This window comes from Actinomyces urogenitalis DSM 15434, assembly GCF_000159035.1.
Classification (GTDB): Bacteria; Actinomycetota; Actinomycetes; order Actinomycetales; family Actinomycetaceae; genus Actinomyces; species Actinomyces urogenitalis.
The window spans coordinates 70644-86069 of record NZ_DS999575.1; the positions used below are offsets into that span (position 1 = coordinate 70644).

Consider the following 15426-nt stretch of genomic DNA (forward strand, 5'->3'; position numbering starts at 1 on the left):
TGTTAAGGGTTAAAAACAGCGGCCAAGCCCTGGCCTGGATGGCCGACTACCAGGCCTGGGACCAGCACTGGAGTGATTTTTTAGCCGAGAAAACTCTTACTGCTACAGGGTGGGTCTACACTCATGAGCGCTTAGTTCGAGTGCGTAACAGTATTAACAAGCTCATCAGTCGTGGCGTGATGTTCACGTTTTGTGATCCCGTCTGGCAAATGCCTATGCCGGCTATGAATAACCAAATCGAGGGCGCAGTAAACTCCTCTCTTCGACAAATGCTGCGCGACCATCGCGGCATGCGTCTAACCCGGCGTATCAAAGCAATCTTTTGGTGGTGCTACATGCACACCGATAACCCGCTACCAGCCGCGCAAATCCTTAAAACCATGCCTACCGACACCGACATAGAAAACGCCTGGCAACAAGCCAGCCTTAAACACCAAACCAGTGAGATCATCCCAAAATGGGGAGACGTCGTCGCATGGAACGAACTACACCACTCCACCCCATACAACAACACCTGGGACTAACCCCCAGCAACACAATTTGTCCTATAACCCGGAAAGTTGGAGTCACGGGGCAAACTTGTATAGCGCGTGGAACGAGCGTGGAACACTGAAACCGGGTCCCCCCGAGAACTGCGCGACTCTGCCAGACGTTCAGGTTGAAGCCCAATGGGAACGCGCCTCACACGCCCACCCTGCCAACGGTGTCATCCCCCCGGTGGGGACGCTATCGCATGGCACGATCTCCACCACACAAGCCCCTACCGAAACGAGTGGGACTAACCCCCGAGCAACACATTTTGTCCTATAACCCCGAATCCCCCTGTGCACACCGTTGAAAGCGGTGTGCACAGGGGGATTCGCTCGCTATGGGCTACTGCGCGTTGAGCGCGGCGGTCGGGGAGGTCTTCGACGCGCGGATAGCCGGATACAAGCCAGCAATCGCGCCGATGACGACCGTCACGCCGAGTCCGGCCCCGATCACCCATGCGGGTAGCGAGAAGGGCCACGAGTTCACCAACGACATTCCGCCGGTGACGCTCACTCCGATGACGCAGCCGAGTGCTCCGCCGAGGAACGAGAGGAGCAGCGCTTCGGCGATGAACTGAATGAGGATGTGCGAGCGTTTGGCGCCCAGTGCTCGCCTCAAACCGATCTCACGGCGCCGTTCGAGCACGGAGATGATCATCGTGTTGGCGACTCCAATTCCACCGACGAGCAGGGCGATGGATCCGACTCCCGCGAGTAGAGTCGTGAACGCCTGATTCGCAGCATTCTTAGCGGCGAGCGCATCCGAGGGCCGCGACACCTCGACGGCGGTGGGCGCCTGCGGATTGAGCGTCGGTCCGAGGAGTTCGCGGACCTTCGCCACCGCATCGTCACTGGAACGCTCATAAATGGTCGTCGGACGCATGTCTTGACCGAATGCGGAATGCGCATTGTCCTGGCCGATGAGGGCCGAGGAGTCGAGCTCGGGGGCGAGGACCACCGGCTTAAGAATGCCGATGACGGTGTAGAGCGAGTCACCGAGCCAGATCTGCGATCCGGGGGAGACCACTCCGAGGCGCGCGGCGGCCGTGGCACCGAGGACCGCCGTCGGGTACGAACCCGTTGCCTTGTTGAGCCACGTGCCTTTATCGAGTTCGCCAGCGACCACGTCGAGGAGGCGTTCATCGGCGGCGAGCGCCTCAATGCCGCCGGTCGCCTGCTTGTTAGAAAGAGACGAACGGTAGACATTCGCGGGAAGCTTTTGCGTTGACGATGCCGCCTCGACTCCGTCAATGAGGAGTGTTCGCCCGACGGCGTCCTCGGAGAACTTCGTTTGCTTACCGGCGAGGTCGGAGCCTGCGGTTGCCGTCAGCATGTTGGTCCCCAGCGCATCGAGTTGATTGGCGAGTTGGGCACGTGAGGATAGAGAGATCCCGATGACGGCGATCATCGCGGCGATGCCGATGGCGATTCCCAGCGCCGACAGGAGCGCTCGAGTCGGACGCGCGCGAATTCCAGTGGAGGCGAGTCGCACGACATCGGAACCGCGCAGGTGCGAAGCAAGGCGAGTGTCGGATCGTGACATCAGGCGCTCTCCTCTAGCGAATCGTTCTGCGAATCGGACACGATGCGTCCGTCGCGGATCATGACGCGACGCGGCAAGCGGGCTGCCAGATCATTGTCGTGCGTGATGACGACGATGCTTGTGCCCTCGGCGTGCAGACTGTGGAGCAGCTCGACGATGGACTCACCGGAGCGGGAATCAAGATTCCCCGTCGGCTCATCTGCCAGGAGCAAAGGCGGGTTCGAGACGACGGCGCGGGCGATTGCGACGCGCTGGCGCTCGCCGCCCGACATCTGGTGGGGACGGTGATCGAGACGGTGCGCAAGACCGACGCGCTCCAAGGCCTCGCGCGCCTTTTGGCGGCGGACCGATCGGGGAACCCCGAGGTAGAGCATTCCGTCGGCCACATTGTCGAGGGCGGAAGAACCCTCGGCGAGGTGGAACTGCTGGAACACGAAGCCGATCGAGTGTGCGCGCAGCGCCGACAATTCCGCGTCTGACAGGGTCGAGACATCAACACCGTTGATGCTGACGACTCCCGAGGACGGACGATCGAGAGTCCCAATGAGGTTGAGCAATGTGGATTTGCCCGACCCGGAGGGCCCGACGATCGCGACGAACTCGCCGGACTCGACGCGCAGGTCCACACCCGCACAGGCAGCCACGGGAGGGTCGCCGTACAAGCGTTTCACCTGATCTAATTCGATAATGGCGCTCACTGCTTCGGCACCACCACGGAATCACCCTCGGCGATGCCCTCGCCGCTGATCTCGACGCGTCCTGCGGCGAACAGGCCGGTCGTCACGGGGACCTTCTTCGTTGTTCCATCTGGATTGACGATCTCCACGCCGAAGGTCTTGGAGTCCAGGGCGATGAGCGCACTCACCGGAACGTGCAGGACGTTCTCCTTCGACTCGGACGGCAGCCCGATGGTGATCGAGGCCTCTTGGAAAGCGCTGGTCTTTTCCGGATCATCGGGCGTGATCGTCACCGGGATGATGCGGGTCTTCTGGTCGGAAGACTCCGAGGATTTCTTATCCGTGGGCGTGCCGACGGTCGCGATCTTCCCAGTCGTTGTCGTCCCGTCGGGCAGGTGAAGGCTCACCTCTCGACCAATGGTTGCCAGGGACTGATTCGCGAGGGGGATTTCGGCCTCAACGGTCTGGGTGGTCGACGTTGCCTTGTACAGTTCGGCGCCCACTGAGGTTCGGTCACCGGGACGGACACTCAACTGGCCGACTCGCAGGTCATGGGGCTCGAAGACGATGCGCCCCAGAGGGATGGTGCCGGTCTGCCTGAGCCCGTTCGCCTTCTGCCAAGCGACGACCGCCTTACGGGTCACCCAGTCGAAGCAATTATCCGGTTCGTCCTCGAAGAATCCCAGCTCCTTCAATGCGGTCTCTAGCTGGTGGATGTCTTCGCCATTCGTTGAGTCGATGTTCAGCTCGCGCCATGCCGGCACTGAACCGTGCATGAGGTAGGAAGGCTCGTCGCCGACTTCGGCGAGTTCCTGCCCCTGTCCGATGATGTCACCGGGCTTGGGCAAAGACGTGACGACGCCGTCGAATCCGGAGGCGACGCCGTGTGAATTCGAGTAGCGAAGAGTCGCGGTCAAAGAGGTCTCTCCCGACAGGGTGCCCTTGGCGATCTTCTCGGTCGAACCGGTGAAGCTCTGTGCCTCGGAGTCGGCGGCCTGGGTCTGCCCGTAGTAGTGGGTCCCTATTGCGGCGCCGCTGCCAGCGAGGACGAGGAAGGCGATCGTTGCGGCTACAGCCCATTTTTTCTTCGAGCGACGCGGCTCAACGGACGTCGCGGAGTTCTTCTGATCATGCGCCATAGTGGTATTCCTCACTTGATGTCCTCAACCGTCGACAAGCACTTCTCAACCTCTTCCTTGGGAACGTTATTGAAGACGATGCCTTCGCCAGCCTTCGGATCGGGAACGTCGAAGCCCTTCTTGCGCAGGCACTCCGCCGTCTTGATACCGATCTCCGTGAGGTCTGCCCCGGCGGAACCGTCCGCATCGGTTACCGGAGCGGGACCGAGCTTGTCGGTGCACTTCTGAAGGGCCTTGTCGAAAGCGGCCTGGTCGATGTCGGCGGGGATCTGATCGTCCTGGTCCGGCTTGGGATCGGGGATGTCGATCCCGGAATCGCGCAGACACTGGCGGAAGGCCAGGGTGTAGTCCTCGACGGAGCTCGCTGAGGACGATGACGAAGAGGAGGACGGGGATGAGCCGGAGGACTGCTGCGAGGACTGAGAGCCGGACGAGCAGGCCGCCAATGCGACCATCAGGACGAGCGCGGAAGCAGAGGTGGCGAGCTTGCTGCGAGCCTTCAACGGATTCTCCTTGTTGTTCATGCCTCGTTGATTCCTTGTTGATCGGTGAGGCGAAATCTGTACCGGTCAACCGGCGATATTTGACACGATGAGGTGTTGCGAGAGTGTTGCTCTTTTTGCTTATGTTTTCGAAACACTGAGGGAATACTCTGAAGAGGCGTGGTTGTTCAACGGCGCGGAGACTGAGACGCGTAGAGGGGGAGTATGAGGGTTCTGGTAGTCGAGGACGAGGTGTTCCTCGCCGACGCTGTTGCGCGGGGACTCAGGCATGAATCGATGGCGGTGGATGTCGTTTACGATGGCGAGGACGCTCTCGACCGCATCTCGATGACGGACTACGACGTCGTTGTCCTCGACCGTGACCTTCCCGGCGTACACGGAGACGATGTGTGCAAGGAATTGACCCTGACGTGTCCGGGAACACGTGTGCTCATGCTCACTGCTGCGCGAACGCTCGACGATAAGGTGAGCGGTCTGGAGATGGGGGCGGACGACTACCTCGTCAAACCTTTCGAGTTTCCAGAACTCGTCGCCCGAATTCGTGCCCTTGAGCGTCGTATTGCCCCTGCGCGCCAACCCGTTCTCGAAGGGTATGGGGTGAGCTTGGACCCGTTCCGGCACGAAGTGACGCGCGATGGTCGCTTCGTGCGTTTGAGCCCGAAGGAATTCGCCGTGCTCGCAGTACTTATGGAGGCTGACGGGGGAGTGCTGAGTGGAGAAACCCTTTTGGAGAAGGCTTGGGACGAGAACGCCAACCCGCTGACGAATGCGATCCGCGTGACGATCTCGCACCTGAGGCGCCGCTTGGGCGAGCCCTGGGTCATTCAAACCGTTCCCGGACGCGGATATCGCTTCGGACGATGAGCAGAATGTCGATTCGCCCTTAGCGAGTGAGAAGGAAGCTGATGGGACATCATGAAACGCGCTTGCGTGACGGCGTGCGGCACCGTCGAAGGCTCCCTCTGCGCATGTCACTGACTCTCACCTATACGGGACTGGTGACTCTGTCGGGCGGATGCCTTATCGCGGTCGTCTACGCGTACATGAGATTCGTTCCATTTCAGCTGTCGTTGGGCTCGCCGAGCGACGGAGGAGCCCTCGACATCAGCCTGCAACTCACTCTCTTCAACGAGTTCCTCAACGCCCTGCTCGCGTCCTCGCTCGTCGCCCTTCTCATTCTTGCGCTTGTGTCGGCGGCTGTGAGCTGGTTCGTCGCCGGGCGCGTCCTGACTCCCGTGGCGACCGTGGCGGATGCTGCACGACGCGTCGCGCAGGGAAACCTCGACGAGCCGGTCGCATTGGGTGGCCCACACGACGAGATTCGCGACCTGTCGGATGCCTTCGATGCGATGCAGGAATCCGTCAAGGCGTCCATTGGAACGCATCGGCGATTTGCGGCCAATGCGTCGCATGAACTGCGCACCCCGCTGGCGACGATTCAAACCCTCGTTGACGTCACTTTGAGCGACCCTCAAGTGACCGCTGATGATTTCCGAGACGTTCTCGGCAAGATCCGGCAGGTCAATTCGGCGAACGCCGAGACCCTTGATGCGCTGCTCGATCTGTCAGACGCACAGATGGGGACGCTCAATCGTGAACTTGTGGATCTCGCGGACATCATGCGCGAGTCTCTGTCTCCCCTGAAGCAGCAGATGGCTGCGAAAAACTTGAGAGTCAGCACACAGCTGACGTCGACAATTGTCGAAGGTGACCATGTGCTGTTGCGGCAGGCATTGTCGAACCTCGTCCGAAATGCGATCGTTCATAATGTCGACGGGGGGATGATCGACATTAAGGTTCGTTCCCACGGCCACCACGGTGACACCGCACGGGTGTCGGTCAGCAATGACGGCCCTCGCGTAGATCCTGCGCGCGTGAGCGAACTCGTCGAACCGTTCGTCAAAGCGAGCGGGCGTTCATCGACGCGCGACAACGGGCATGGGCTGGGACTGGCCATCACACAGACGATCGCCGACGCGCATCATGCGGCGCTGACTCTGACCCCCCGCGTAGAGGGTGGAATGCTCGTATTCTTCGACATGTCGGCGGCGACTTCGGACTTGCCCCAATCTGACGAAGGCGGCCCCGCTCCAATCTGACGCGCAGGGCGGGTATGCGGCGAGGTGGGCGGAGCCGACCTCGCCCGTATGCCTACCCTGGCGCGAGGAAGGCGAGCTCTGCGTGAGTGCGGCTAGGTGTGATATTCGGGGAGCTTGTTCAGTTTCGTGATTAGTGGTTGCTTCCCGATCGAGGTGTGGGGCCTGTGGTGTTTGTGGAAGTAGATCCAGTCGGGCAGGGCCGCGAGGTGGTCTGCTTGTGAGGGATAGGGCTTCGTGAAGGCCCATCCTTCGGTCAGGGTGTGGCGCAACAGTGGACACCTTCACACACGTCATCCAACCAGCAACACCCTCCCTCACATTCACACTCCCGAACCGCAGCCCTTCAAGCAAGTTCACCGATCAGCACACCAGCTGCGCCGCGTTGACCTCGAATACAACACGAGGGTGGTGTGCGGGCTATAGGACATTTGGTGTTGTTTTTATTCCGGGTTTTGGTTGGTGTGGTGGGCGAAACTGGGGTTTTGAGTTGGTTGGTCTCAACTGCGAGGTCGGACAGGATGTGTTGGTAGAGGGTAGGTTTTTGGGCTCTTCACGAACGAGGGTGTAGCGCGGGTCTAAACCCTCCGGCTTCGAGCAGCGACCGAGCGATGTAGTGGGTGAGGTTGCGGAAGCCGAGGGCGGAGCCGCGGAGGCTGGCACAGGGCTCCGGCGCCGCTTGCCACCTTCTGGACCGTCACCTGCCGGCAACACCAGCCTTCCGTAGGGTGGACGGTGCACCGGCTCCCAGACACCAGGAGAATACATGATCCGCGTCGCCATCAACGGATACGGCAACCTCGGCCGCGGGGTCGAGCGTGCCATCGCCAAGAACGAGGACATGGATCTCGTCGTCATCTTCACGCGCCGTGATCCGGCCACTCTCACCACAGCCGGTGCCCCGGTCGCCCACCTCGACGACATGCCGAACTGGGCGGACAAGGTGGATGTGTGCCTCAACTGTGGCGGCTCGGCCACGGACCTGAGCGCCCAGACCCCGGCCGCTACCGCCTACTTCGACGTCGTCGACTCCTTTGACACCCACGCTCGCATCCCCGAGCACTTCGCCGCCGTCGACGCCGCCGCCCGCGAGGCAGGGCACCTTGCCGTCATCTCGGCTGGGTGGGACCCGGGTCTGTTCTCCATGCTCCGCGTGCTCGGCGAGGCCGTCCTGCCCGACGGCGCCTCCACGACCTTCTGGGGCCCTGGCGTCTCCCAGGGTCACTCTGACGCCCTGCGCCGCATCGACGGCGTGGCGGACGCCAAGCAGTACACCCGTCCTGTCCCGGCCACCGTCGAGGCGGTCAAGGCGGGCGAGCCGGTTGAGCTGACTGCCCGCACCATGCATACCCGCGACTGCTACGTCGTGGCGGAGCCGGGCGCGGACCGCTCCCGCATCGAGGCCGAGATCAAGGCCATGCCCCACTACTTCGCCGACTATGACACCACCGTCACCTTCGTCAGCGCCGAGGAGCTGGCCTCCCGTCACGCAGGCATCCCGCACGGGGGCCAGGTCATCCGCCGTGGCGAGACCTCCGACGGCGTGGCTGCCACGATCGGCTTCGACCTCGCCCTGGGCTCGAACCCCGAGTTCACCGGAAGTGTCCTGGTGGCGGTGGCGCGCGCCGTCGTCGCCATGGCCGGACGTGGGGAGCGTGGGGCCCGCACGGTCTTTGACCTCACGCTCGCCGACCTGTCCGCCCGTAGCGCTGAGGACCTGCGCGCCCACTACCTGTAAAGCCCGGGGGCTGGGCGCCGGGCGCCCAGCGGGGGACTGGATGCCGGGCGACAGCCGGCGGCGCCCAGGCTGGCCCTGGTGACCCAGCCGGGTGATACTGGACGGGGGAGGAGGGTCATGAAGATCGCACTTGTCCTCGGTTCTGGCGGTGCCCGCGGCTACGCGCACATCGGCGTCATCGAGGAGCTCACGGCTCGCGGGCACGAGGTCGTTGCTGTTTCAGGCGCCTCGATGGGTGCCCTGGTCGGTGGCCTGTACGCCGCCGGTGCCATGGATCGCTTCACGCAGACCGTCCGCGGGATGTCTCGCACCGAGGTCCTGCGCTTCGCCGACCTCACCTTGACCCAACCCGGCCTGCTACGGGCAACGAAGATCGTCGGGCTCCTGGAGGACCTGGTCGGGGACCAGCGCATCGAGGACCTGCCGATTCCCTACACGGCCGTGGCTACGGATATCGAGCGTCGGCGTGAGGTGTGGTTCCACGAGGGCCTGCTCGTCCCGGCCATCCGCGCCTCGATCTCGATCCCGACCGTCTTCACGCCGGTGCGCCTGGGCGGCCGGCTGCTGGTGGATGGTGGAGTGCTCAATCCCTTGCCGATCGAGCCCTCGCTCAGCCAGGAAGCCGAGCTGATCGTCGGTGTCTCTCTGTTTGGCAGGCGTCTGGGCCTGGATCCCAGCTCCCCGGACCGTGAGGCTGCCGCTACCGAGCTGGAGCGCTGGATTGACCGCCTGCCTGAGAGCCTGCGTCAGCTCATCCCAGGACGCGTCGCCACTGAGAGCAAGCCGGCCACGCCCTCGGTGACGTTGGCGGACATGCTCTCCACCACCCTGGACGTCATGCAGGGACAGATCGAGCTGGGGCGCTCGGCCATGAGTCGCCCTGACGTCATGATCTCGGTGCCGATCGAGACCTGCCGGGTCACCGACTTCCAGGAGGCCGATCGCGTCATCGAGGTCGGGCGTGACCTGGCGCGTGAGGCCTTCGACACTGCTGGCCTGTGAGGCACTGAGATGTCCTTTCCAGGGCGCCGCCCCGCCCTGCACAATGGCCGCATGAGGACCCGCCCGCCCCGCCGCCACCAGCGTCGCGTGGCTTCGTCAGCCAGGCCAGTGGCACCGCGCCGTCGGCCGGGTCCCTCTCACCGGCCCCTGTCTCCCGGCCACGCCTGCGTGCACACCCCCTCCCGCTTGTTGCGCCTGGCCGCGGCTCCGGGCGGCCCTCGGGCCGTGTGGCTGGGTGCCCTCCTCGTGGTGGTGGCGGTGTCTGCCGTACTGGTCCTGCTGCGCCCGGTTCTGGCGCCTCACGAGGCGCAGGCGGCGCTCGGACTGGCGGCGACGGCGCAGGCCACGCCGAGCACAACGGCCTCCCCCGCCGCCCAGGCGCCGCTGGCTCTGACCGGAGACTCTGAGGGCGAGGAACAGGAGGCCGCGGACTCCCCAGGCCTCTCGGCGCCACCGGTGGCCCGCATCGACGAGATGGGGATCGCTCACTCGGACACCGCCGGTGACGGCACCTGGCGCGTGGCAGCGGCGCTTGAGACTCCTAGTACGCTGCGCTCGGGAACCCACCGCTACCTGTTGCAGGTGGAAGGCGGGACGGGGATCGACGCCGACGCGATCGCCCCCTTTGTCAACGCTGTGCTCAATGACGACCGGGGCTGGGCGAGCGTCGACGACGTCAGCTTCGAGCAGGTCCAGGACCCGGCCGAGGCCGACTTCACTCTCAACATCGCCACCCCCGCCACGACGGACCAGCTGTGCGCCCCATTGAGCACCGAAGGGCGGTGGAGCTGCCGCCAGGCAGCGACCGTCAACCTCAACGCCGATCGCTGGAACTACCTCGTGCCCTGGTTCCCCGACGCCGAGACCTACCGTTCCTACCTGGTCAACCACGAGGTGGGCCACTGGCTGGGGCGCGGGCACCAGCGCTGCCCGGGGGAGGGGCTCAAGGCGCCGACCATGATGCAGCAGAGCGGTGGCCTGGATCGCTGCCTGGCCAACGCCTGGCCTACTCAGGACGGTCAGCCCGGTTAGGCACGCTCCCGGCTGCGGACAGCGCAGCCTCGACGACGGTGTGAGCGTGGTCAAGGATGACCTGGTGCGAGGCGCCTTCGGCCACCCGTACCGAGCCGGTGGCGCCGCTGCGCTCGAGCAGCTCCTCGGCCCAGGCCTGCGGGCAGAGCAGGTCGTGGGTGCCTCGCACGATCTCCAGGTGCCCGCCGATGGCGCTGACGCGCTCGGCAAAGGGATAACGCAGCACGAAGGGCAGGGTCCGGGCGGGCCAGACCAGGCCGGCGTGTAGGAAGCCGGAGATGGAGACGAGGGCCCCAGTCGGGCGCTCGTGGAGGCTGGAGCGAGCGAAGGCCAGCGCGGCGTGGTCCAGTCGCTGCGTGCCAGGGCCCATGACCGGTGCGATGAGCACAAGCCGACCAGCCAGGCGCGGCGCGCGGCGCGCTAGCTCCAGGGCGACCTGGGTTCCCATCGAGTGCCCGATGAGGACGGGGTTGTCCACGTCGAGCTCCTCGGATAGGTCGATCCGCTCGACCAGGGCCTCGACGCTGGCGGCGAAGTCCTCCATCGTCATGGGTCTGCGGGGGCGCGGCAGGTTGGAGAAGCCGGGGAGGTCGACGACGAGCACGCGTCCGTAGCGCCGCAGCTCCTCGATAACCTCCTGGAAGAGCAGCGCACCGGCTCCCAGGCCGTGCAGGAGGACGAAGACCGGGCCGCCCTCGCCGTCGAGCTGCGCCACGTCCCAGGCGCGCACGCGACGGTCACCGACGGCGCGGACCAGGACGTGGGCGTCGGGGGCAGGTGGCTCGTCAAAGTCCAGGTAGTTGCGGCCGACTCGCTCCTGGATGCGACGGGTGGCTTGCGAGTCCTGGGAGGCGAGACTGTGGGAGGGCGTGTGGTGGCGGGGCATGGCTGGTCCTGGAGCAGGGGGTGGTGTGAGAGATTCTCGCACCACCCCCTGCTCTGTCTGACCGGATCAGGATCCGGCTCCTGGACCCACGGTGACGGCGTCAGAGGCGCCGATGGCGCGCCAGGCTCGTGCCGAGGGCGCCGGCCACGACAGCGGCGGCTGCGACGACTGCCGGTGCGGTGGTGCTGGTACCGGTGCGGGCCAGGCTGCGGGCCTGGGCCTTCGGAGCGGACGACGGCGTGGGCGCGGAGCCTGATGCGTTAGGCGGGGGCGAGGCTGTGCTCGGTGCCGAGGACGCCGTCGGGGTGGGCCCGGGTGCACGGTCTCGCACGGTGACGTGGATGGTGCGGGTGACCGTCTCCCCGCCCGGGCGAGGCTGGTAGGTGTAAGTCACCGGGTAGACCCCAGCGGCGGAGGTGTCGACTGCCGAGGCGTCGTAGGAGACCCGGGGGTCGTCCAGCGCAAGTCCCTGGCCGTCGTAGGTGCGGATCCAGGTCAGGGTGTCCTGCGGGGAGTAGCTGTCCCCGACCCACAGGCTCAGGTCGTGAGCCTCGATGTCCTGGTAGAGCTCAACGTACTGGCGGTCAGTTGAGACCTGGCTGGCCTGGCCGTCAGAATCAGTGATGACGGCGCGGCCCCAGGTCTGGTAGGCGTAGACGTCGGAGACCTGGTCCGTGTCGTTGTGGTAGCCGGCGTGGGTGAGGTTGTTGACCGACCATCCCGAGCCGGCTAACGCCGCCTTGATGCGGGTGAGGTCGAGGTAGTACAGGCTGCCGCTGTACAGGGCGGTGTCCTGGGCGGCCGAGCTCATGAAGTTGGAGACGACTCCTTGGTAGTTCGCTGAGGAGTCGCCGCGATTGACCATCTCGGTGACGAAGTCTGAGGCAGACATCGCTGGCATGAGAGCCTGCACCTGGGCAGGAACGGTGGTGTAGGTCCTGGTCTTCTTATCTAGGACCGTGCCCAGGTAGGGCTGGGTGCCTGCGAGGTAGTCCTGGCCGTTGGAGGCCTTGACGCAGGTGACGAATCGCACCCAGGCGGTCGCCAGCCGTGTCTGTCGCTGGGAGCTGACGGTGATGTCGTTCTCCTGGATCGAGGCGTAGGTGCCGGAGAACCCGCCGAGGGACATGTCCAAGGTGTCCAGGTTGGTCAGCGTCAGGGGTACGGTCACCGTCGCGGAGCTGCCGGCCCCTAGGGTGCCGGTGAGCCGAAGGAGCTTGGGAGCCTGGTCGTTGTCGTAGCTGAGGGTCAGGTTGGCTGCGCCGTCCAGACGTGCTGGTCCTGAGACGGCCAGGCGCGGGGCGCTGGGGTCCTGACTTGTGCGACGTCCTTCTGGCAGGAGGTAGCTGGCGCTCGGCGTGACGGCGGAGTCAGTCGTGTTGGTCAGCGTCAGGGCGGCGCTGAGAGCGGAGGGGGAGGCCATCTGGTCGACGTCGATGAGCGCGGCGTTGTCCATGCCGTGCGCCGACCACTGCTCGCCCGAGGCATTGTTGGTCTCCTCGACGTCGCCGGATCGGTTCGTGACCTGGAAGCGCAGGGCGCGGGTGATCCCGAGGTAGTCCGGCGCGGCGGTGTGTGGACTTGTCCCGTTGTAGACCGCTGCGGTGGCGGGGGTCTGGGCGCTGGCCAGTGGGGCTGCGAGCCCGGTGGGCAGGACGAGTCCGGCGGCCAGGGCGAGAGCGAGCAAGGGGCGGTAGTGACGGCGTCGGAGGGCGTCAGGCTTCGGCCGTCGCCAGGTGCGGATACTCATGGCGGTCCTTTCAGGGAGGTACAGCCCGCCTCGGCGTATCGGGCCAGGGACGCGGCCCGCGGTTCAGGGGGGTGGGTCTTGCGGGGCTGGTCTGCCGCGTGAGGGGGCATAGAGGTTATACCGCGTGGCGGTGACGCGCGGGAGGGAGAGCCTCGCAGTGACTGTCATGCCATAGCCCGGGCCATGAGTGGAGTCACGCTGAAGGGTGGGAGTGAGGGGAATAGGGTGACAACCTATATAGTTGAAGATTACATGAAGTCGTTTGGATTCCTTAGCTTTGGCCACTACGGACACGGGCGAGGCCCTGGTGACCTCAGCGCTGCTCAGGCCCTCCAGGACGCCGTCGAGATCGCCGTCGGAGCTGACGAGATCGGCGTCAACGGCGCCTACTGGCGAGTCCACCACTATGCCCGCCAGGCGGCGGCGCCCGTCCCCGTCCTCGCGGCGGCCGGCGCGAGGACCAAGCGGATCGAGGTGGGCACCGGTGTGATCGACATGCGCTACGAGAACCCGCTTTACCTGGCGGAGGAGCTCGGCGCCCTGGATCTCCTGCTTGACCAACGCATTGCCATCGGGATCTCGCGCGGGTCCCCGGAGCAGGCGCTGCGCGGCTGGGAGTCCTTCGGCTGCACCGGCTCCACCGACCCTCGTGGCGCCGATATCGCCTACGCGCACACTGAGCGGCTTCTGGCGGCCGTCAACGGCGTGCCCCAGGCCAAGCTGGACAAGGGCGGCATGCTCATGGAGGGCGAGCCGCTGACCACTCCTGGCCTACGTATCGAGCCGCACTCTCCCGGCCTGCAGCGCAGACTGTGGTGGGGAGCAGGATCGCGTGAGACTGCCGAGTGGACGGCGCGGCAGGGACTGAATCTCATGAGCTCGACCCTGTTGACCGAGGCCACCGGTGCGGCCTTCGCGGATCTTCAGCTGGAGCAGATCAGGTGGTACAAGGACGCGTGGCGGGCGGCTGGGCATGGCTGGACCCCACGCGTGAGCGTCTCGCGCTCGATCTTCCCGATCGTCTCCGATCTGGATCGTCAGCTCTTCGGTCTGCGTGGCGAAGGCTCGCAGGACCAGATCGGCATGATCGACGGTCTTCGCTCGACCTTTGGCAAGACCTATGCCGCTGAGCCGGACGTGCTGGTAGAGCAGCTGGCGGCCGATGTTGCCGTCCAGGAGGCGGACACCCTCATGCTCACCATTCCCAGCCAGCTGGGCGTGGACGACAACCTGCACGTCCTTCAGGCCTTTGCCGAGCATGTGGCGCCGGCGCTGGGCTGGCAGCCCAACACGTCCGGCCCGGCTACGGGGTACGCGCTGGACTGAGGGGCAGACGGCAGACTCCAGCCCGCCTCGCGGCGGACGCCGAGGGCGCGATCCAGGAGGCGGGCTGGAGGTGTCGCGGGTCGGAGGCTACTGGGGCGGTGCCTGGTGCTCAGAGACGTCCCTGGGACGTGGCCTCGGGTCGGCCAGGCGCAGCACGTCACGCGGGACGTCATAGTGCACGCCCGGGTAGCGCCCGAACTGCTCCTCGCTCGTGCCCTGGGGCTGCGTGGCGTCCAGGACTGCCAGGACCTGGGCAGGGGTCGGCCACACCCCGGAGGGCAGGGAGCCGGCTGGCTGCACGGGCGGGAACCACGCCGTGGTCTCCTGGGGTCGGAACATGACGCGACCGGGCCGTCTCCGGTCACGCAGCGCGTGCGCGCGCCAGGTCGTCACCGGATGGGAGGCCATCCACACGCTCAGGTGCAGCCAGAATCCCTTCTCTCGGGTGGCGCGGTCCGCCAGGGCGTGAAGGTTGACCTGCGAGCCCAGGTACTTGCCCGCGGCGAGCAGTCCCATGACCCCGGGCACGCCCTGAGGCGCCAAGGCGTAGCCGTGGTTGTCCGCCGTGTACTCCTGGGCGCGCGAGAGCGCGGGGCCCAGCAGCGGGATCTGAGCGGCAAGCTGAGTGAACAGGAGACGGACGTAGCCCACGTGCCCGGCCGCCAGGTGGCCGACCTCGTGGGAGATAACGAAGCGCAGTGCCTGCGGGTCGCGGGCGGCGCCGCCGACCTCGAACAGGTCGGAGTAGACCACCACGAAGCGACGGAAGCCGTGTCCGGCCGCAAAGGCGTTGATCTGACCGTTCCCGAGCAGTACGTAGGCGTCGGGCACGCGCCGCATGCCAAAGGCCTTGGCTGCCTCAACCACCATGCGGTAGCCCTCGGGGAACTGGGTGGGGCTCATCTGCACGCCCTGGCCGCGAAGCTGGGCGTACATAAGAGCACGCATGATCCAGATGGCGATCGGCATGACGGGCAGGATCAGGAGGACCTGGGAGATGAGCCCGCCGTCAGTGAGCAGGTTGTGCAGCTCGGTGGTGATCTCGCCGGCGGTGCCCTCCTCCACGGCGTCACCGGTCAGCGCCATCCACACCAGGGTCACGATCCACAGCAGGTAGCCGAGCACCGTGACGACCGCGCTGACCCACACCAGCGGCATCTCCGCAGGGTGGCGCAGGCCCGGTACGCCGCCCAGTCCGTGGACG

At 65.4% G+C, this 15426-nt stretch carries 14 protein-coding genes; 7 read left to right on the forward strand and 7 right to left on the reverse strand.

Annotated features, from left to right (window positions below; translation table 11 throughout):
- A partial coding sequence (locus HMPREF0058_RS13180; protein ID WP_500861371.1) for a transposase family protein occupies window positions 1-524 on the forward strand: 524 nt, incomplete at its 5' end.
- Between the two features lie 349 nt (window positions 525-873).
- Here the strand turns inward: HMPREF0058_RS13180 and HMPREF0058_RS06295 are convergent.
- The 4 genes from HMPREF0058_RS06295 to HMPREF0058_RS06310 are packed head-to-tail and all read right to left on the reverse strand — an operon-like array spanning window position 874 to window position 4413.
- Window positions 874-2073 (reverse strand): ABC transporter permease, encoded by a 1200-nt coding sequence (locus HMPREF0058_RS06295; RefSeq protein ID WP_006548907.1) that lies wholly within the window; start codon window positions 2071-2073, stop codon window positions 874-876.
- Window positions 2073-2771, reverse strand: a complete 699-nt coding sequence (locus HMPREF0058_RS06300; protein WP_006548908.1) for an ABC transporter ATP-binding protein — start codon at window positions 2769-2771, stop codon at window positions 2073-2075. The genes HMPREF0058_RS06295 and HMPREF0058_RS06300 overlap by 1 nt, the downstream gene beginning before the upstream one ends.
- Entirely contained in the window at window positions 2768-3889 is a 1122-nt protein-coding gene (locus tag HMPREF0058_RS06305) for an efflux RND transporter periplasmic adaptor subunit (protein WP_006548909.1), read from the reverse strand. Before HMPREF0058_RS06305 ends, HMPREF0058_RS06300 begins: the two co-directional genes overlap by 4 nt.
- Window positions 3890-3900: 11 nt before the next feature.
- A complete protein-coding gene (locus HMPREF0058_RS06310; protein WP_006548910.1) occupies window positions 3901-4413 on the reverse strand; it encodes a hypothetical protein in 513 nt (170 codons plus the stop codon).
- Window positions 4414-4596: 183 nt separating this feature from the next.
- Here HMPREF0058_RS06310 and HMPREF0058_RS06315 point away from each other — a divergent pair, with 183 nt between their 5' ends.
- The 5 genes from HMPREF0058_RS06315 (at window position 4597) to HMPREF0058_RS06335 (ending at window position 10260) form a co-directional block, all read left to right on the forward strand.
- On the forward strand, window positions 4597-5256 hold the full coding sequence (locus tag HMPREF0058_RS06315) for a response regulator transcription factor (protein ID WP_006548911.1): 660 nt from the start codon (window positions 4597-4599) through the stop codon (window positions 5254-5256).
- A 104-nt stretch (window positions 5257-5360) separates the two neighbouring features.
- Window positions 5361-6491, forward strand: a complete 1131-nt coding sequence (locus HMPREF0058_RS06320) for a sensor histidine kinase (protein WP_006548912.1) — start codon at window positions 5361-5363, stop codon at window positions 6489-6491.
- A 763-nt stretch (window positions 6492-7254) separates the two neighbouring features.
- Complete coding sequence (locus HMPREF0058_RS06325) at window positions 7255-8226, forward strand: diaminopimelate dehydrogenase (protein ID WP_006548914.1); 972 nt, start codon at window positions 7255-7257, stop codon at window positions 8224-8226.
- Between the two features lie 117 nt (window positions 8227-8343).
- Window positions 8344-9228, forward strand: coding sequence for a patatin-like phospholipase family protein (locus HMPREF0058_RS06330; RefSeq protein ID WP_006548915.1), 885 nt, complete (start codon window positions 8344-8346; stop codon window positions 9226-9228).
- Between the two features lie 168 nt (window positions 9229-9396).
- Window positions 9397-10260, forward strand: coding sequence for a DUF3152 domain-containing protein (locus HMPREF0058_RS06335; RefSeq protein WP_024036016.1), 864 nt, complete (start codon window positions 9397-9399; stop codon window positions 10258-10260).
- Here HMPREF0058_RS06335 and HMPREF0058_RS11815 read toward each other — a convergent pair.
- Complete coding sequence (locus tag HMPREF0058_RS11815) at window positions 10235-11146, reverse strand: alpha/beta fold hydrolase (RefSeq protein WP_006548917.1); 912 nt, start codon at window positions 11144-11146, stop codon at window positions 10235-10237. The genes HMPREF0058_RS06335 and HMPREF0058_RS11815 overlap by 26 nt on opposite strands.
- 100 nt (window positions 11147-11246) lie before the next feature.
- Window positions 11247-12896, reverse strand: a complete 1650-nt coding sequence (locus tag HMPREF0058_RS06345) for a bacterial Ig-like domain-containing protein (RefSeq protein WP_040319740.1) — start codon at window positions 12894-12896, stop codon at window positions 11247-11249.
- 252 nt (window positions 12897-13148) lie between these two features.
- Here HMPREF0058_RS06345 and HMPREF0058_RS06350 point away from each other — a divergent pair, with 252 nt between their 5' ends.
- Entirely contained in the window at window positions 13149-14222 is a 1074-nt protein-coding gene (locus tag HMPREF0058_RS06350) for an LLM class flavin-dependent oxidoreductase (protein WP_006548919.1), read from the forward strand.
- A gap of 87 nt (window positions 14223-14309) precedes the next feature.
- Here HMPREF0058_RS06350 and HMPREF0058_RS06355 read toward each other — a convergent pair.
- A partial coding sequence (locus HMPREF0058_RS06355) for a M48 family metallopeptidase (RefSeq protein WP_040319741.1) occupies window positions 14310-15426 on the reverse strand: 1117 nt, incomplete at its 5' end.